Below are 16,788 nucleotides of genomic sequence, written 5' to 3'. Positions count from 1 at the left end.
AAAGGAAAGTAGCACTCGATCCGACCCGATGGCAAGAGATGTGCTGAAATGGTTCAGCAGATGTCGGGAGGCAGATGATGGACAAGCCGATGGCGCGACGCATCACACTCGCCGACGTCGCCCGGCATTCCGGCATGTCGAAGGCGGCCGTGAGCATGATCCTCAACGACAAGCCGGGCACCCGCCTGTCCGAGGATGCGGCTGAACGCGTGCGGGCCGCCGCCGCCGAACTCGGCTACCGCCCCAACCCCGCCGCGCAGAGCCTGCGGCTCGGGAAGACCCGGGCGATCGGGTTCATCTCCGACCAGGTGACCATCACCCGCTACGCCTCCGGGATGATCAGCGGCGTCCTCGCCGCCGCCAAGGAGTTCGGCCATTCCGTGCTGATCGCCGAAGCCGGAGAGGCCGGCCAGGCGGGCATCGCCGACGCGTTCGAGTCGATGATCGACCGGCGGGTCGACGGAGTGCTCGTCGGCCTCCTCGGGGCGCGACTGATCGACCTGCCCGAGACGACCGTGCCGGTAGTCGTCGTGAACGGGAAGACCACCGCAGACCACCCCAGCGTCCTCCCCGACGAGCGCACGGCCGGGCTGACGGTCGTACGGCGGCTCACCACGGCGGGGCACCGCCGGATCGGACTGATCGGCGACGTCCTCCATATCTTCGGCAATCCGCGCGAGAGCGTGACGATTGATCTGCGTTTCGCCGGGATGGAAGAGGCCTTCGCCGAGGCGGGAATCGTCCCGGTGCGCGTGGCCGTGCCGGATTGGCTTCCGCAGATCGGCTACGCCGAGACGCATCGGATGCTGGATGCCCATCCCGACCTCACCGCGATCCTGGCCTGCAACGACAACGTCGCCTTCGGGGTCTATCAGGCACTGGCCGAGCGCGGAGCACGCGTGCCGCGCGACATCTCGGTGATCTCCTACGACGACGAGGAGCTCGCCGGCTACCAGCGCCCGGGACTCACCACCGCACGGCTGCCCTACGAGGAGATGGCTCGACGCGGCGTGCGGATGCTGCTCGGCGACAGCGAGCCGGCGCACGAGCTGGTGCCGATGCCGCTCATCGAACGGGAATCGGTCGGTCCGATCGCCGACGTGAAATGATCAGGACCGGCGCCGCCAGCGACTGATCCCTACGGCGACGAGGACGCCGCCCGCACTCAGGAGCAGGACAGGCGACTCGAACGAGAGCACGGCGGATGCACCGACGACGGCGGCGAGCAGGACGCCGTCCAGGGCCCAGGCCATCCGAACGGCCGCTCCGAGGTCTCCCATCGGCGTCGGGATCGGGGTGAGGAGCTCGGGCGGGAGAGGACCCTTCAACGTGTTACTGACCCGCGCGACGAGCATGAGCATCCCGAGAACGACGGAGCCGAGGAGCGGTGCGACGACGCCGCTGCCGGTGGCGAAGGCGACGACGGTCACCACCGCGAGCGACACGATGAGGATCAGGGCGAGCGGGAAGAGGGAGTGGTTCGCGATGAGACGTTCATCGCTGATCCCATAGAGCGGCAAGTCCGCCGCAACGCCCGCCGCGTGCCGGATGCCGTCCGTGAGCGGCCCCAGTGCCGCGAACACGATCAGACCGGCGAACGCTCCCACAACTTCTCTCGGCACACCCGGCATGAATGCGAGCGCGACAAGTGCTCCGGCGACTCCCAGGGCGAGGATGCCGGCGATGAGGCGTCCAGGGGTGCGGAGTGCGCCGAGCGCATCGCGGACCAGGAACGTCCAGGCCAGTCGCCTGAGCGGCCGCACCGCCCGAGAGCGGCGCCCTCTGTGCGGGCGCCCTCGATAGAGGCCCACGGCCATGCTGAAGTCCATGCCCGCTGCGTGGATCGTGGCGGACTCCCATCGTGCGGCCTGCTCCGCCAGAGCGCTCGAGTCCAGGCGATTCAGCATCGACGGAGCCGCAACGGCGAGGAGCGCCGCCACTGCGGTCAGGGCGGTCAGCGGTGCCGGAGTGGCGGGCGTGCCACCGGGGTAGGCCAGACCGGCCCATCCCCAGGGTGTGAATGCCTGCGCGACGGGAACGAATGCGCTGAGCGCACCGAGCACGAGGAAGCCGAGTCCGACCGGCACCGCAAGCCGCGGGAAGGCCTGTCCCGCGAGCCAGGTCAGCGTCGTGATGACGCCGACGACCGCGGCGATCGCCGTGAACACGCTCGCGCTGAGAAGATCGGTCAGTCCATGGCTCAACAGCGCACCGCCGACAAGGCCGGCGGTGACCGTCGTGAGCGAGATCACGAACAAGCCGGCACGCAGCAGCGGCCCCCGGAACGCATCCGATCGCTGCAGGTCACCCGTGGTGAACACATGGGTCAGGAACGGCGGCCGCAGGGCAGGGCCGCGGTCACGCCCGATGAGGATGCCGAGCGCCCACAGGAGCGCGACGAGGAAGGTCGCCGCCGCCGGCGCGGCCGGCGAGGAGAGGACGGCGACCGATTCAACGCTGGACATGTTCAGCCACACCGCGCGGGCGAGCGGAACAACGGTGACGAGGGCGACCATGATCACCATGTAGACGAGGAATCCGCGATCACCGTCGGCTCGGATGCTCCGGGCACGCCAGATCGCGATCGCGGTCGCGGTCCGGGTGCTCATGCCGCCGCATCCAGCCGGAGAGTGCGATCGGCCAAGCCGTCCGCGAGTGCGGAACTGTGCGTCGCGACGATCAGCGTCGCACCGGCGTCGCGTCTCGCGGCCAGCACGCGCATCACCGTCTCGACGTGCTCCGGATCCAACCGCTGCTCCGGTTCGTCGAGGATCAGAACCTCGAACGGCCGGGCCAGCACCAGAGCGAGGCCGAACAGCTGCGTCTGCCCCGACGACAGCTCATGCGGAAATCGTCGCCCCAGAGCGTCGAGCCCCAGCTCTGCGAGCGTCGCGTGCGCAAGCGCGGAAGCCGCGGTCCCGTCATCGACCCAGGTCGTCGCGACCAGCAGGACGTGCTCGAACACGGTGAGGTCGGATGCCATCGGCGGCAGGCCGATCATCGCAGCCACCCGACGTCGGAACTGCGGATCTCGTGCGCGCACGGTCTTGCCGCCGATCCGCACCGTTCCATTCGTAGGCGTCCGGACACCCGCGAGCACCCGCAGCAGCGTCGATTTTCCGGACCCATTGCGACCGCGCACCACAACCGATTCGCCCCGAGACGCTTTGACGGATGTGGGAGCGAGCAGTGTCACGTCGCCCGCGACGACGCCGACGCCATCCACCTCGATCATGCGTCCAGTCTTGCAGTTCCCCGCGGTTCGCCGCTGGTTGGCTCGCTCCGCTAAAGCTCGACGGGCGGAGCAGGCTCCGACTCGGCGACCTCGGGGTGGCGTGCGAGATTCACGATCGCGGCGATGAGGCCGCCCCAGACCGTGACCATGGCGATGATCATCATGACGATCGCTGTCGTGGTCATGCGCGTGCTCCCTTCTCGGACGGTACCTGCGCGTCGATCGTCCCTGTTTCCGGATCCGCGTCGTAGCTCTCGTCGACCAGGAACTCGTCGTACTCCGGGTCGTCCTTCGCGTGCGAACGGCCGCTCCACGGGAGGACCGACACCACGAGCGCGAGGATCACCAGCGAGATGACCATCCCCCAGCCGAAGATCGCGAGGAACCATGCCGGATAGTCGCCGTACGGGGCCGAGGTCTTCGCGATGATCTCGCTGACGAGCAGGTAGCCGAGCACGATCGGACCGAGGACGCCGACGCAGATCTTCCAGATGGGACCGACGCCGAAGCTCGAGCGGCGGTTGAGGTGCTCCTGCAGAGCCGGCAGCTTGTGCAGCATCCAGGCCACCACGATGACGGCGACGAGCGCGACCGCCATGATGCCGAAGGCGTTGACGAAGGCGTCGGCGGTGTCGAGCACCGACAGTGCTGTCGTCGTCGAGAACAGCGCCATCGAGACGAGCGCGAGCGGGACCGACACCACGAGAGTGGTGCGGATGCGACCCCAGCCGAGCTTGTCCTGCAGGGCGGCGACGATCACCTCGAGGATCGAGATGAGCGAGGTGACACCGGCGAACACCAGGGCTCCGAAGAACAGCACTCCGATGATCGAGCCGCCGGCGGCGTTGGAGACGATCGTGGGGAAGGCGATGAACGCGAGTCCGATGCCGGACGATGCGACGCCGGCGACCTCGGTGCCCTGCGCCTGGGCCATGAAGCCGAGGGCCGCGAACACTCCGATGCCGGCGAGGATCTCGAAGCCCGAGTTGGCGAACGCGACGACGAGACCCGAGCCGGTGAGGTCGGTCTTGCGCTTCAGGTACGAGGAGTACGTCACCATGATCCCGAAGGCGACGGAGAGCGAGAAGAAGATGTGGCCGTACGCCGATGCCCACACGGCCGGGTCGGCGAGAGCCTCCCAGTTCGGCTTGAAGAAGGCATTGAGGCCGTCCATCGCCCCGGGGAGGAACAGCGACTGCACGACGAGGATCGCGAACATCACCGTGAGCAATGGCATCAGGATCATGTTCGCCCTGCCGATGCCGCGCTTGACACCCAGCGCCATGATCCCGATGACGACGAGCCAGACGATGATCAGCGGGACGCCGACCTGCGGCACGAACTCGGTGGAGACGCCGACTGCGGCGACATCCGCCGACTTCAGGAAGTCGACGAAGAAGAAGTCGTTCTCGTTGCCCGGCCCCCAGGTGAGCTGCGCCGAGAACCAGGTGTACATCGCCGCCCACGCGATGATGACGGCGTAGTACACCGAGATGACGACGCAGATCAGCACCTGCCACCACCCCAGCGGCTCCGCGGCGCGGTGGATGCGCCGGAAGGCGAGCGGGGCCGATCCGCGGAAGCGGTGGCCGATCGCGTAGTCGAAGAACAGCAACGGGATGCCGGCGGTCAGCAGCGCGCACAGATAGGGGATGAGGAACGCCCCGCCCCCTCCTTCATACGCGACGTAGGGGAAGCGCCAGATGTTCCCGAGGCCGACGGCGGAGCCGATCGCAGAGAGGATGAACACGTTCCTGGAGCCGAAGGCCTCCCGCTTGGGTGCCTGCGTCGTTGCGTTCGCCATGTCCGCGACCCTACCGGAGTACGCGGCCCCCATCGGGGAAGCAGGCGGACGCCGCCCGATACCGTCGTGCCCCTCGGTCTTCGCCCGCCCGCGGTACACCAGTCTGCTCAGATCACGCCTGCATGCCGAGAAGCCGGTTTCTCGGCATGCAGGTGTGATTTTGAGCAGACGAGTGTCCCGAGGGGCGCCTCACGATTCGGCAGCGACGCTGCGAAACCCCCGCAGGCGCAGGCTGTTCCCGACCACGAAGACGCTGGAGAACGCCATGGCCGCACCGGCGAGCATCGGGTTGAGCATCCCGAGCGCGGCGATCGGGATCGCTGCGACGTTGTACGCGAAGGCCCAGAAGAGGTTCGTCTTGATCGTCGAGAGGGTGCGGCGCGACAGGCGGATCGCGTCGACCGCGCTTCGCAGATCACCGCGGACGAGCGTGATGTCGGATGCCTCGATCGCGACGTCCGTTCCGGTGCCCATGGCCAGCCCGAGGTCTGCCTGCGCGAGGGCAGGGGCGTCGTTGACGCCGTCGCCGACCATCGCGACGACCTTGCCCTCCTGCTGGAGTCTGCGGATTACCGCGACCTTGTCCTTCGGCAGGACCTCGGCGTGCACCTGCTCGATTCCGACCTCGGCGGCGATCCGGCGGGCGACGGCCTCGTTGTCGCCCGTGAGGAGGACCGGGGTGAGGCCGAGCTGCTTGAGCTGGGCGATCGCCTCGGCACTGGTCGGCTTCACCGTGTCGGCCACGACGAGGATGCCGCGGGCCTTTCCGTCCCAGCCGATCGCGACGACGGTCTTGCCCTCGCTTTCGGCGTCCGCCTTCGCCTCCGCGACTTCGCGGCTGAGGTGCTGCGACCAGTCGGCCAGCAGCGACTCGCGGCCGACGACGACGGCGATCCCGTCGACGATGCCCTGCACGCCCTTGCCCTCGATGTTCGCGAAGTCCTCGGGAGCGGGCAGCGCGCCGACCTCCTGAGTCGCACCCTTGGCTATCGCCTGCGCGATCGGATGCTCGGAAGCGTCCTCGAGCGCACCGGCGAAGCGGAGAAGTTCTGCGCGGTCGACGCCGGGCTCGGCGAAGACGTCGACGAGAGTCATCCGTCCGCTGGTGACGGTGCCGGTCTTGTCCAGCACCACGGTGTCGACCAGGCGGGTCGACTCCAGCACCTCAGGACCCTTGATCAGGATGCCGAGCTGGGCGCCCCGCCCCGTCCCGACGAGCAGAGCCGTCGGCGTCGCCAGGCCGAGGGCGCACGGGCAGGCGATCACGAGCACGGCGACTGCGGCCGTGAACGCGGCCGTCACCGGGAACCCGGCGCCCAGCCAGGCACCGAGGGCGGCCACGGCGATCGCGATCACGATCGGAACGAACACTCCGGAGACGCGGTCGGCGAGGCGCTGCACCTCGGCCTTGCCGGTCTGCGCCTCCTCGACGAGCCGGGCCATCTGCGCCAGCTGCGTATCGGCGCCGACTCTGGTGGCGCGCACGACCAGGCGACCGCCGGCGTTCACGGTGGCTCCGGCGACGGCATCCCCCTCGCGGACTTCGACGGGCACCGACTCTCCGGTGAGCATCGACGCGTCGACCGCGGATGTGCCCGAGACGACGACGCCGTCTGTCGCGATCTTCTCCCCCGGCCGCACGATGAACTCGTCGCCCACCGCGAGATCCGCCGTCGGGATCTTCACCTCGGCCCCGTCTCGCAACACCGAGACCTCCTTGGCGCCGAGTTCCAGCAGGGCCCGCAGCGCCGCACCCGCCTGCTTCTTCGACCGCTTCTCGAAGTAGCGGCCGGCCAGGATGAACATCGTCACCCCTGCGCCGACCTCGAGGTAGATGTTGGCGGCGCCGTCGGAGGGGGCGATCGTGAACTCGAACGGATGCGTCATCCCCGCGGTTCCGGCGGTGCCGAAGAACAGGGCGTACAGCGACCAGAGGAATGCCGCGGACGTTCCCATCGAGATGAGGGTGTCCATCGTCGCCGCGCCGTGCTTGAGGTTCATCCATGCTGCGCGATGGAACGGCCATGCCGCCCAGATGATGACGGGAGCGGCGAGCGCGAGAGACGCCCATTGCCAGTAGGTGAACTGGAGCGCGGGAATCATCGCCATCGCGATCACGGGCACGGTCAGCACGATCGAGCCGATCAGCCGCTGGCGCAGTGACGTCAGCTCGGGGTCGTCTGCGTGGCCCTCGGCTGCCTTCGCGACCTCGGTCCTGGGGAATGCGGCGGTGTAGCCGGTCTTCTCGACCTCCGCGATCAGCAGGGCGGGGTCGTATCCCTCCGGAACTGTCACCTTCGCCTTCTCCGTGGCGTAGTTCACGCTCGCCTGCACGCCGTCGAGCTTGTTCAGCTTCTTCTCGATGCGCATCGCGCAGGAGGCGCAGGTCATACCGCCGATCTCCAGCTCCATGCCCGGTCCTCTCACCGGCGCTGCCGATGTGCTCATCGTCATTCCTCTCTCTCCGCGTCTTGTCCTCGTGGGATCAGTGCGAATCGTCGTGCGTGCTGGAATCCTCGGCATGCGGTGCTTGCGTCGCCTCGACGACGAACCGGGCGCTGTGCTCCGCGCCGTCCACCTGGAAATCGAGGTACAGCAGGTACCTTCCGGCCGTCGGGGCTTCGGCCACGAACCCGATCTCGGGTCCCGATGTCTCTCCTGGTTGGGGATCGTCGCCCTCGGCGTGCACGTGCAGGTAGGCGAGGTCGCCCTCCCGCAGCGCGACGAGATGCCCGAACGCGCCCAGGTACGGCTGCAGGGTCGTCACCGGCGCACCGTCGCGCGAGACCGTGATCTCGAGCTCGCTCGCCGATCCGGCCGCGAGGTCGCCCTCCAGCGACACCCTGTATCCGTCGACCTCGTCGGTCTTCGTCAGCGCGGGATGCGCCGGGGCGAACGTCCCTGCGACCTCGACGGTGCGCGTGAGCGTGACCCCGGGGGCACCCTTCTCATCCGGAGTGAAGTCCGCGTAGACGCGGTAGGTCCCGGCATCCGTCCAGGTCCAGGGAAGCGACCACGTGCCCGTGCCCTCATCGAGTTCGGGATGCACATGGCGGAACAGCTCCCCGTCGGAACGCACCACCATGAGGTGCAGCTCCTTGTCGTGCGCCGTGGCGTACGACGTCACCGGTGCGCCGTCCTCGTCGAGGATGCGGAAGCTCAACGTGCCGGATTCGCCGACCGCCGCCGGCGCGTCGACGGGCGCGAGCGTGAATCCGCCGGCGCTCAGGGACAGGCCCTTCAGAGCATCCGCCGTCGCGTGTGCCGCCGACCCGTGCGTCGAGGCTCCTGCTTCTTCCGTGTGACCGTTCATCTCTTCCTTCTCGACCCATGTCGCAGCCTTGTCGCCGGGGACGACCGCGCCTGCGACGGCGAAGGCCGCACCGAATGCGACCACCAATCCTGCCCCGTAGAGCGCGAGCCGTCCGCCGGCGTTCATCAGACGCGGACGGCCGAGTAGCCGGCCTCTTCGACAGCGGCCAGAACCTGGGCGTCGTCGGCCGGCCCCGTGACGACGAGACGACCCGTCTTCGCGCTCACCTGGATGCCTTCGACGCCCGCGATCTGCTCGACCTCTTCGCGAACCGACATCTCGCAGTGTCCGCAGGTCATGCCGGTCACCTGGTACTCGTTCGTGGTCATGATGTTCCTCTCGTCTGGGACTTCCTGTCCATACTGATGTCAACCATATACCCCCTAGGGGTATTCCCGAAGGCATCGAATCTTCCACTCTCGGTGTTCCACGTAATGTTCCGGCTCGAAGTGCGTCTCTTATGCGAAGGGGTCATGTCGGCCCTTTCATGCGTGCGCTCGACGACGATGCGCCCGCAACTGGGGAAGACATGGGGAATCACATGGAAACGAACGATCAGCAGCCGAAGTCGCAGCCGAGCGAAGGGATCTCTCGTCGCTCGATCGCGAAGGGGATCGCCTGGACGGCACCCGCCATCGCTTTGGCCGTCGCGACGCCGCTTGCCGCCGCCTCGACCAACGGCCCGGGCTGCGGCTGCCTCACCACCGGCTCGCTCGGCGCGTTCAGCGCCCAATCGCTCACGGTGCTCAACCTCGGCACCGTCACAGGCAGCATCGTCTTCAACCTCAACAGCGGTGGCTGCGACGTCGGCTTCTTCAAGCCCGCGTACACCGTCCTCGGGGTCGGCGGAACGATCTCCTTCAGCGATGGCACCTCGAGCAACTACACGATCGGCGCCACCACCGGCGTCGGGACCATCGGACAGATCAGCGCCTTCACCTCCACCTTCTCGGTGCTGGGCCAGGTGAACATGCCGAACGACCTCATCCCGCCGTACACGCCCAAGATCCCGACCAAGCTCTGCATGACCTTCACGGCGATCTTCATCCCGCTCCTCCCGATCCCTCAGGTCGAGTGCACCTACAGCCTCTGCTTCGACATCACGAACCCGTCGAGCATCGGCTCCGTGATCGGCGGCACCGGAACGGTGAACTGGACCGACCTCACCCCGAGCAACCCGGTCCTCACGGCCCTGTAGGCCGGCTCGGATGCACAGCCATGGAGCAGTCATGAGCACCAGGCGGCCCTCGGGAGCGCGTCGCCGGTGGAGGCATCGGCGCATGAACCGCTACTACCGCAGCAGCAATCCGGCGGTGGAGCGGATGAAGGTGATCGGCACCACCCTCTTCGTGGTGGGCGGCACCGCATTCCTCGTGTGGGTGTTCGTCTTCTACCGGTGACGAACGATGGCCCGGGGCTTCACGCCCCGGGCCGTCGTCGTCAGCCGATATGCCGCCCCGTCAGAGCGCTCCGGCCCGCACGTGGTCGATGACCCAGGTGCCGACCGGCTTCAGTGTGGAACCGGTCCACGGTCCGTTCGTGTCGCAGGTGCCGACCTTGAACGCGGCGCCGCTGAGCGGGTCGTCCGAGAAGTTCCACTTCACCCAGCTGATGTCCTTCTCGGCCATGAGGTCGAGGTATCGCTCCGCCATCGGAAGGTCGAGCGCTCCACCGCCGGTGTACTCCTCCGCTCCCCACTCCGTGACGAACGTGGGCAGCACGTCGGACGTGTTGTCGAGTGCGGTGAGGTACTCGTCGCGGTGCGAGGTCGCGTAGAAGTGGAACACGTACATGATGTTCGTCGCGTTCACCGGGTTGGCGATGATCGGCGCGGGGCCGTGGTCTCCGGACACCCCGAAGGATGACCAGTCGGGCGTGCCGACGAGAATGACCGCGTCGGGGTCGATCGCGCGGATCACCGGGATGATCTTCTCGGCGTAGCTCTTGATCGTGCTCCAGGAGACGCCGCTCGGCTCGTTGGCGATCTCGTAGAGAACCGTGCCCTTGCCGCCGTGGCGCGTAGCGATCGCTGTGAAGAACTTCTTGGCGTTCTCGAGGTTGACGTTGGGGTCGCCCTTTTCGAGGATGTGCCAGTCGGCGATCGAGTACATGCCGCGGTCGTGGGTCTTCTGGATCAGGTCACCGGCGAGGTTCGTGAAGTAGGTGGGGTTGCTGACGTACCCGTCGTCTTCCACATACGTCGACAGGCGCACGACATCCGCACCCCACGGCCCGGCCAGGGCGTCGAACGCGGAGTCTGTCATGCAGTCGCGGTGCCACTGCAGTCCGTGCGTGCTCATGCCTCGCAGCTGCACGGGGACGCCGTCCTCGTTGCAGAGTTTGAGACCGCACACCTGCAGCGTGCCGGCCTTCTCGACCGGCGTGCCGGTGGCGGGGCCACCCGAACCGGCGGTGCCGTAGACCTTGAGCTCCCACAGCGAATAGCCCCACGCCGTGCCGCGGACGGTGTTGTAGATGCGCAGGTAGCGTCCGGTGCCCGAGCCGGTCCAGCTGTCAGTGCCGCCGTTGCCCGCAGTCTCGGTCTTGAGTGTGGCCCAGGTGGTGCCATCCGCGGAGAGCTGGATCTTGTACCCCTTGGCGTAAGCCGCCTCCCAGTTGAGGTCAACCTTCGACACTGTGGCGCCGGCGCCCAAGTCCACCGTGATCCACTGCGGAGCGGAGCCTTCCTCACTCGCCCAGCGCGTTGCGGAGTTGCCGTCGACGGCCTTGCCCGGCGTGAACGTCGAGTCCTCGATCGAGGATGCGGTGGCGGGCCTCCCCTGCGAGATCAGCGTGTCGGCCAGCGTGCCGACCGGGTCGGCCGCAGCCGCCGTCGGCATGATCATCGCGGCTGTCACGAGCACCGCGGCGAGCCCGGCGAGCCCGGTCCTCATCATGGCTTTCCTCATCGGTCATCCTTTCGTGGGAGCACGTCGTCGTGCACCCGTGTCGGTATGGCGGAGCATCCTCATTAGGAAATGTTCTTTATGAATGCCTTGCGATGAGAGTGTATCCACAGCCGGACGGCGCGACCAGTCCTCGAGTGAGAAAGGCTCAGAAGGCAGAAGATCGAGACGAATGCCGTCAGGCAGCGCGCTCGGCCGCGATCACGAGATCGCGTGCCGTGGCGATCGCCTGCCCGGCCCTCGCAGGATCGACGCGCACCAGCGCGAACGCCGCGATCACCAGACCCGCGCACGCTTCCGCGATCCGCTCGCGCTCGGCCGCAGAGGCATCGCCCAGATGGGCGTCGATGCCGGCCGCGATCGCCGTGCCCATCCCGGCGCGGTAGTCCGCGATGATCCCCGCGACGGCGGGATCGTGCCCGATCGACGCGGATGCGGCATTGACGAGCAGGCAGCCGCTCGTCGACGGCAGGGACTCGGCACTCAGGAGCGCTGTGCGCAACCCGTCGAAGTAGTCCAGGATCGCGCCGGGAGCCACCGGCTCCACGATCAGCGGATGCAGCCGCGGCCGGATCACCTCGGTGAGATAACTCTGGACTGCGGCGTCGAACAGGCCTCGCTTCGAGCCGAAGGAGTTATAGATGCTGGAGCGGCTCAGCCCGGTCGCGCGCTCCAGATCAGGAAGCGAAGCGGCGTCGTAGCCATGCATCCAGAACACCGAGCGCGCGGCGCGCACGACCTCGTCGGTGTCGAACACCTGCACTCTGCCCACCCGTCCTCCAATTTTGCGTACCGTTCAGTCCAGTATATATTGGACCGAACGATTCAATAACTGAAGGCGGGGCTGGAGTCAGCCCGGAACGGAACGATCATGATCCTCGCAGGACTGGCACTCACGGGCATCGCGGCACTCATCCACGTGTTCATCTTCTATCTCGAGTCGATCGCCTGGACGTCCGATCGCGCCCGCGCCACATTCGGCACCACCGCGGAGGAAGCCGAGACGACGAAGAGCCTCGCCCTGAACCAGGGCTTCTACAACCTGTTCCTCGCCATTGCGGTGATCGGCGGCATGATCGCCTTCGCCGTCGGCCAGCCGGTCATCGGCGCGACCATGGTCTTCGTCGGCGCGGGCTCGATGGTGGCCGCCAGCATCGTCCTGATCATCTCGAGCCCCGACAAGGCCGGCGCCGCCCTCAAGCAGGGCGTCATCCCTGCTCTCGGCGTCATCGCGCTGGCGATCGGTCTCGCTCTCTGACGCTCATCGACGGCTGAGCGGGGCGCGGTGACGGCGCACCGCATCGTAGTTGCCGCACTTCGCTGAGCAGTAGGCCCGCCGCCCGTTCCGGCTCGTGTCGACGAAGGCGACCGCACACCCGCCGCGCTGACAGAGGCCGAGCCGTGCCCCCTCGGACTCCACCGCGAACAGCGCGAGTCCGCCGGCCGTGACGGCGCGGACGCGTGCCACGACGTCCTGCGCATCGGATGCGAAGTGCAGATGCGGGCGGAGTCCGTCATGGGTCGTCAGATACGGGAGCGCCGTGCCGGACGCGAGGAGCTCGTTGATCTCCTCGCACCGCCGGCCGACGCCTTCGGCACGGAACACCGAAGCCAGCCGGTCGGCCCATTGGCCGAGCAGTTCGGCGGAGCCCGTATCGAGATCTCCTCGGCGGATCTGGTGCGCGGCCAGGATCTCCGCTGCACCCTCCGCGCTCCACCCCTTCCCCCGCAGGGTCACGAGATCCGCGGCGAGCAGAGGGCCGGTCATGTTGTCATGGTTGAACTGCACTGACCCATTGCATCACGGTTGAGGTATGGATGTCATCACCGACGGGATCGCGCCGATCATTCTGCTCCTCAGGGGCGGTCTCCTCTTACGGCGACGGTTCCTCACCGACGAACGGTTCTGGGCTGGCCTGTCATGGATGAGCTATTGGGTGTTCACGCCGGCCCTCTTCATCACGTCGATCGGCGAGGCCGATCTCGGGATCGTGGCACCGGGTCCGCTCTTCGCGAGCGTGGCGGTCCCGATCCTTCTCGTGGCCGCACTGGCATTCGGGGTCGCGCGACTCACGCGCGCGAACGGGCCGCAGCTCACCTCTCTCATGCAGGGGTCGATCCGGATCAACACGTACATCGGGCTCGTCTTCGCATCCGCGCTGGACGGCCAGGCCGGCGTCGCGACGTTCGCCCTCGCCAGCGCGATCGTCGTGCCCCTCGTGAATCTGGTCTGCGTCACGACGCTCTCCATCCACGGCGCGGCCGACGCCACCCGCCCGCCCTCCTCGCTCTGGCGCGACCTGGCGACGAACCCGCTCATCCTGGCGTGCGCGGTCGGCCTGATGATCAACGTGACGGGCATCCGCATACCCGGATTCCTGCACACATCGCTCGAGATGGTGGCGTCGCCCGCTCTCGTCGCCGGCACTCTCATCGCCGGCGCGGCTCTCCGCTTCGCCTTCCGCCTTCGCGACCTTCTCGACATCGGCATCGCCTCGGTGCTGAAGCTCGGCCTGCTGCCCCTCGCCGCCATGTCGTTCGCCATCGCCGTCGGGACGACCGAGCCGACACTGACCAGCATCGTTCTCATCACAGCCGTTCCCACAGCGCCGAGCGCGTACATCCTGGCGGCGCGGATGGGCGGTGACACCCGGCTCATGGCCGCGATCACCGGCGCCCAGACCGTCCTCTCCATTGCCACGATCCCGCTCATGCTCCTGCTCTCGGATGCGCTGTCGCGGTGACCCGTCGTCGATGCCCTCCCAACGAGGATGCGGATTGGCGTGAACTCATCGGTAGCGTGCATGCGTGCCAATGGTGATCCAGCGACTCAGGAGCGATGCTGGATAACAACATCCGCTCCTTTCCACCAGGAGGACTCGTGTCCGCTCCCCGCCGCGCTCTCATCGTCATCGACCCCCAACAGGAGTACTTCACCGGCCTGCTGCCCATTCAGTACCCGCCCCGCGACGAGTCGATCCGACGGATCGCGGATGCCGTCGACGCCGCAGAACGCGCAGGCATCCCGGTCGTCATGGTGCAGCACGATGCGGGAGATGCCGCGCCGGTGTTCAACCCGACGAAGCAGGAGTTCCGGCTGCATGCATCACTCGAGGAGCGCGACGCGAGCGCATGGAAGAAGCTCGTCAAGGAATACAGCTCGATCTTCCCCGGCACCGGCCTGCACGAGTGGCTGTCGGGGAACGACATCGACACGATCACCCTGGCGGGCTACATGACGAACAACTGCGTCATCGCTTCGGCCGCCGACGCCGAGACCCGTGGCATCACCGTCGAGGTGCTCTCCGACGCGACCGGCGCGATCGACATCGCGAACGACGCAGGATCGGCCGACGCAAGGACGGTGCACACGACACTGATGGCGCTGCTGCACTCGAACTGGGCCGCCGTCGCTCCGACCGCCGCCTGGGTCGCCGCCCTCGAGTCGGGAACCGCACTCTCGAAGGGGAACCTGCCCGAATCCGCCGCCGCGGGTGCCGCAACCCACTCCTGACCCCGCCCACCCGGCTCAGCAGAGATCAGGCGCTGTGGAGATCAGGAGCGCGCGTCGAACCGGCGGCGGTAGCCCGACGGCGTGCTCCCGAACGCTGCGGCGAAATTCTGCCGCATGGTGACGGGGTTGCCGAAGCCGCACGATGCGGCGATCTGGTCGACCGACAGATCGGTGGTCTCCAAGAGGCGCCGTGCTTCGTCGAGGCGACGCGATCGCACCCAGGCGGCGGGCGTCGTTCCGGTCGAGTCGCGGAAGGCGCGGACGAAGGTTCGGCGACTCATGTGCGCCGCGTGCGCGAGTCTTTCGATGGAGAGGTCCTCCGCAAGGTTTCGCAGTGCCCATGCGGACGCCGCTCCGATCGGGTCGTCGGCCGAGCGCTGTGCCACGGGTCGCTCGATGTACTGCGCCTGCCCGCCCTCGCGATGCGGGGCCACGACGAGACTCCGCGCCACCTGGTTCGCTGCTTCCGCTCCCAGCCGCGTGCGCACGATGTGCAGGCATGCGTCGATGCCCGAGGCCGTACCCGCGGAGGTCATCACATCTCCGTGGTCCAGGTAGAGCACGCGGGAATCCACGGCGACTCCCGGATGCCGGATCGCCAGCCCCTCTGCGGCGCGCCAGTGCGTCACGGCGCTGCGCCCCTCGAGCAATCCGAGGTCGGCGACCGCGATCGCGCCGAGGCAGAGCCCGGCGATGGCCGCTTCCCGGTCGTGAGCGCGGAGAAGAGCGCGGCGGAGCCCAGGGCGGAGCTCTCTGCCGTCGTCGACCCAGGAGGGCAGCACGATCAGATCGGCGTCATCGGTGGCGGAGAGGCCCTGCACTCGCCCGAGGGTGTAGCCCTCAGCGGTGCGCACCGATCCGGCCCGGTCGGAGAAGAGGACCGTCTCCCAGTCGGCCAGACCCTGCCTGGTGACCTCGTCGAAGACCATCTGCGGCACCGACAGGTGAAACAGCGTCACACCTTCGAAAGCGTGGATCGCGATCTTCATGTGGTCGCCTTTCGGATTGGCCTGAATCCATCGTATGGGCACTAGCGTGCCAATCGAGGCGCGTCTATGGAGAGCCAGCAGGACGGGCACGATCCGAGTCGAGTGGCAATCTCCGCTCGAATCGCGCCCGGCGTGCCGCTCAGACCGCCATCGCTCGCAACCACTCCTCGACGCTGCGCACCCGTGTCCCCAGCAACGCCTGGGCGGAACGCGCTTCGGGGATCTCCTCGCCCGTCTGCGTGTCGCGGTGGGCGTACGACGCCACGATGGGGGCGGTCGAGTCGCTGCCGAAGAGAGGCTCGATCATCTCCCCCATCGTCTGAGGTGAGATCGCCTCGTACGTGACTTCATGGCCGAAGTAGCCGGCGAATCCGGCAGCGAGGTCCGCACCCACCAGCCCCGGCAGCGCACCCACCGAAACGATGCCGGTGGTGGCCCTCGAGGTGAGCAGACGAACGACGACATCGGCGACATCGAGGTGCGAGCTCCATGATGTCACGTAGTCGTCGCGAAGCGGATAGGGCAGCGTCCCCTCGCGTGCGGCGGCGAGCATCGGCGGGAGAAGGAGATTCTCGAGATACAGACGCGGCTCGACGATCGCGTAGGAGACGCCCGATGCGGCGATCTCGCGCGCGAGCACGTTCGGAGCATCCTCGCCATCCGCCGCTGGGTCGATCGAGTACCCGCTGGTGGAGAAGACGACGCGCGCGGGCTGTGCGCGACGGATTGCCTCGCCGATCGCGAGCGCGTAGCGGCGCTGGTCGTCGGGACTGCCGATCGGCAGATGGACGAAGACGCCTTCTGCTCCTTCGTAGGCCGCGACGAGAGAGTCGACGGAGCCGACATCGATCGAGACGGCATCGACATCAGTGAGCTTGGAGGTGTCGCGCACCGCGGCGCGGGCGGGGAGTCCTGCGGAGAGGAGAGCGGACAGTACGGGGGCACCCTGGGCGCCGGTGGCGCCGTGAACGATATAGGTCATGACTCCATTAGTGCATATGATGCATCGGTTACGTCAAATGCACTA

17 protein-coding genes are annotated in these 16,788 nt (G+C 67.6%); 5 read left to right on the top strand and 12 right to left on the bottom strand.

Annotated elements, in window-relative coordinates:
• The first annotated feature begins 89 nt into the window (after positions 1 to 89).
• Positions 90 to 1,109: a LacI family DNA-binding transcriptional regulator gene (locus CUR96_RS18365; protein WP_245861486.1), complete on the top strand. Its 1,020-nt coding sequence runs from the start codon at positions 90 to 92 to the stop codon at positions 1,107 to 1,109.
• Here the strand turns inward: CUR96_RS18365 and CUR96_RS18360 are convergent, their stop codons facing one another.
• From CUR96_RS18360 to CUR96_RS18330, 7 genes are all read right to left on the bottom strand, one after another.
• Positions 1,110 to 2,609 carry a DUF6297 family protein gene (locus tag CUR96_RS18360; protein ID WP_102194764.1) on the bottom strand — a complete coding sequence of 500 codons (1,500 nt, stop codon included), beginning with the start codon at positions 2,607 to 2,609 and terminating at the stop codon, positions 1,110 to 1,112.
• Complete coding sequence (locus tag CUR96_RS18355; RefSeq protein ID WP_102194763.1) at positions 2,606 to 3,235, bottom strand: ABC transporter ATP-binding protein; 630 nt, start codon at positions 3,233 to 3,235, stop codon at positions 2,606 to 2,608. The genes CUR96_RS18360 and CUR96_RS18355 overlap by 4 nt, the downstream gene beginning before the upstream one ends.
• A gap of 50 nt (positions 3,236 to 3,285) precedes the next feature.
• The gene (locus CUR96_RS18350; protein ID WP_102194762.1) at positions 3,286 to 3,420 is read right to left on the bottom strand and encodes a methionine/alanine import family NSS transporter small subunit; all 135 of its coding nucleotides are present in this window, start codon (positions 3,418 to 3,420) and stop codon (positions 3,286 to 3,288) included.
• On the bottom strand, positions 3,417 to 5,039 hold the full coding sequence (locus CUR96_RS18345; RefSeq protein ID WP_102194761.1) for a sodium-dependent transporter: 1,623 nt from the start codon (positions 5,037 to 5,039) through the stop codon (positions 3,417 to 3,419). The genes CUR96_RS18350 and CUR96_RS18345 overlap by 4 nt, the downstream gene beginning before the upstream one ends.
• A 189-nt stretch (positions 5,040 to 5,228) precedes the next feature.
• Complete coding sequence (locus CUR96_RS18340; protein ID WP_102194800.1) at positions 5,229 to 7,487, bottom strand: heavy metal translocating P-type ATPase; 2,259 nt, start codon at positions 7,485 to 7,487, stop codon at positions 5,229 to 5,231.
• Positions 7,488 to 7,524: 37 nt separating this feature from the next.
• On the bottom strand, positions 7,525 to 8,436 hold the full coding sequence (locus tag CUR96_RS18335; RefSeq protein WP_348639591.1) for a heavy-metal-associated domain-containing protein: 912 nt from the start codon (positions 8,434 to 8,436) through the stop codon (positions 7,525 to 7,527).
• A gap of 41 nt (positions 8,437 to 8,477) precedes the next feature.
• A complete protein-coding gene (locus tag CUR96_RS18330; protein ID WP_102194759.1) occupies positions 8,478 to 8,681 on the bottom strand; it encodes a heavy-metal-associated domain-containing protein in 204 nt (67 codons plus the stop codon).
• A gap of 212 nt (positions 8,682 to 8,893) precedes the next feature.
• On the opposite strand from CUR96_RS18330, the gene CUR96_RS18325 reads away from it, so the two are divergent.
• Positions 8,894 to 9,550 (top strand): hypothetical protein, encoded by a 657-nt coding sequence (locus tag CUR96_RS18325; RefSeq protein WP_102194758.1) that lies wholly within the window; start codon positions 8,894 to 8,896, stop codon positions 9,548 to 9,550.
• Positions 9,551 to 9,812: 262 nt separating this feature from the next.
• On the opposite strand, the gene CUR96_RS18320 is transcribed toward CUR96_RS18325, so the two are convergent.
• Positions 9,813 to 11,261, bottom strand: a complete 1,449-nt coding sequence (locus tag CUR96_RS18320; RefSeq protein ID WP_219722022.1) for a cellulase family glycosylhydrolase — start codon at positions 11,259 to 11,261, stop codon at positions 9,813 to 9,815.
• Between the two features lie 175 nt (positions 11,262 to 11,436).
• Positions 11,437 to 12,030, bottom strand: coding sequence for a TetR/AcrR family transcriptional regulator (locus CUR96_RS18315; RefSeq protein ID WP_102194757.1), 594 nt, complete (start codon positions 12,028 to 12,030; stop codon positions 11,437 to 11,439).
• A 99-nt stretch (positions 12,031 to 12,129) separates the two neighbouring features.
• Here CUR96_RS18315 and CUR96_RS18310 point away from each other — a divergent pair, with 99 nt between their 5' ends.
• Entirely contained in the window at positions 12,130 to 12,516 is a 387-nt protein-coding gene (locus CUR96_RS18310; protein ID WP_102194756.1) for a DUF1304 domain-containing protein, read from the top strand.
• Between the two features lie 3 nt (positions 12,517 to 12,519).
• On the opposite strand, the gene CUR96_RS18305 is transcribed toward CUR96_RS18310, so the two are convergent.
• Positions 12,520 to 13,026, bottom strand: coding sequence for a CGNR zinc finger domain-containing protein (locus CUR96_RS18305; RefSeq protein WP_245861484.1), 507 nt, complete (start codon positions 13,024 to 13,026; stop codon positions 12,520 to 12,522).
• Positions 13,027 to 13,072: 46 nt separating this feature from the next.
• Between CUR96_RS18305 and CUR96_RS18300 the strand changes: the two genes are divergently transcribed.
• Both CUR96_RS18300 and CUR96_RS18295 read left to right on the top strand, forming a co-directional pair.
• Positions 13,073 to 14,002, top strand: a complete 930-nt coding sequence (locus tag CUR96_RS18300; protein ID WP_102194754.1) for an AEC family transporter — start codon at positions 13,073 to 13,075, stop codon at positions 14,000 to 14,002.
• Positions 14,003 to 14,139: 137 nt separating this feature from the next.
• Positions 14,140 to 14,772 (top strand): isochorismatase family protein, encoded by a 633-nt coding sequence (locus CUR96_RS18295; RefSeq protein ID WP_102194753.1) that lies wholly within the window; start codon positions 14,140 to 14,142, stop codon positions 14,770 to 14,772.
• A 41-nt stretch (positions 14,773 to 14,813) separates the two neighbouring features.
• On the opposite strand, the gene CUR96_RS18290 is transcribed toward CUR96_RS18295, so the two are convergent.
• Positions 14,814 to 15,761: a GlxA family transcriptional regulator gene (locus CUR96_RS18290; protein WP_102194752.1), complete on the bottom strand. Its 948-nt coding sequence runs from the start codon at positions 15,759 to 15,761 to the stop codon at positions 14,814 to 14,816.
• Between the two features lie 139 nt (positions 15,762 to 15,900).
• Entirely contained in the window at positions 15,901 to 16,743 is an 843-nt protein-coding gene (locus CUR96_RS18285) for an SDR family oxidoreductase (protein WP_102194751.1), read from the bottom strand.
• Between the last annotated feature and the right edge of the window lie 45 nt (positions 16,744 to 16,788).

Source organism: Microbacterium aurantiacum (genome assembly GCF_002872075.1).
In the GTDB taxonomy this organism is placed as follows: Bacteria; Actinomycetota; Actinomycetes; order Actinomycetales; family Microbacteriaceae; genus Microbacterium; species Microbacterium aurantiacum_A.
Note: the sequence above shows the minus strand (reverse complement) of the source record. Positions and strands in the feature narration are given on the sequence as shown.

Excerpts from the sequence above, each read along its gene's own strand:
- CUR96_RS18365 (WP_245861486.1), top strand. The coding sequence starts at position 90 with ATGGCGCGACGCATCACACTCGCCGACGTCGCCCGGCATTCCGGCATG.
- CUR96_RS18360 (WP_102194764.1), bottom strand. The coding sequence starts at position 2,609 with ATGAGCACCCGGACCGCGACCGCGATCGCGATCTGGCGTGCCCGGAGC.
- CUR96_RS18355 (WP_102194763.1), bottom strand. The coding sequence starts at position 3,235 with ATGATCGAGGTGGATGGCGTCGGCGTCGTCGCGGGCGACGTGACACTG.
- CUR96_RS18350 (WP_102194762.1), bottom strand. The coding sequence starts at position 3,420 with ATGACCACGACAGCGATCGTCATGATGATCATCGCCATGGTCACGGTC.
- CUR96_RS18345 (WP_102194761.1), bottom strand. The coding sequence starts at position 5,039 with ATGGCGAACGCAACGACGCAGGCACCCAAGCGGGAGGCCTTCGGCTCC.
- CUR96_RS18340 (WP_102194800.1), bottom strand. The coding sequence starts at position 7,487 with ATGAGCACATCGGCAGCGCCGGTGAGAGGACCGGGCATGGAGCTGGAG.
- CUR96_RS18330 (WP_102194759.1), bottom strand. The coding sequence starts at position 8,681 with ATGACCACGAACGAGTACCAGGTGACCGGCATGACCTGCGGACACTGC.
- CUR96_RS18325 (WP_102194758.1), top strand. The coding sequence starts at position 8,894 with ATGGAAACGAACGATCAGCAGCCGAAGTCGCAGCCGAGCGAAGGGATC.
- CUR96_RS18320 (WP_219722022.1), bottom strand. The coding sequence starts at position 11,261 with ATGAGGAAAGCCATGATGAGGACCGGGCTCGCCGGGCTCGCCGCGGTG.
- CUR96_RS18310 (WP_102194756.1), top strand. The coding sequence starts at position 12,130 with ATGATCCTCGCAGGACTGGCACTCACGGGCATCGCGGCACTCATCCAC.
- CUR96_RS18305 (WP_245861484.1), bottom strand. The coding sequence starts at position 13,026 with ATGACCGGCCCTCTGCTCGCCGCGGATCTCGTGACCCTGCGGGGGAAG.
- CUR96_RS18300 (WP_102194754.1), top strand. The coding sequence starts at position 13,073 with ATGGATGTCATCACCGACGGGATCGCGCCGATCATTCTGCTCCTCAGG.
- CUR96_RS18290 (WP_102194752.1), bottom strand. The coding sequence starts at position 15,761 with ATGAAGATCGCGATCCACGCTTTCGAAGGTGTGACGCTGTTTCACCTG.
- CUR96_RS18285 (WP_102194751.1), bottom strand. The coding sequence starts at position 16,743 with ATGACCTATATCGTTCACGGCGCCACCGGCGCCCAGGGTGCCCCCGTA.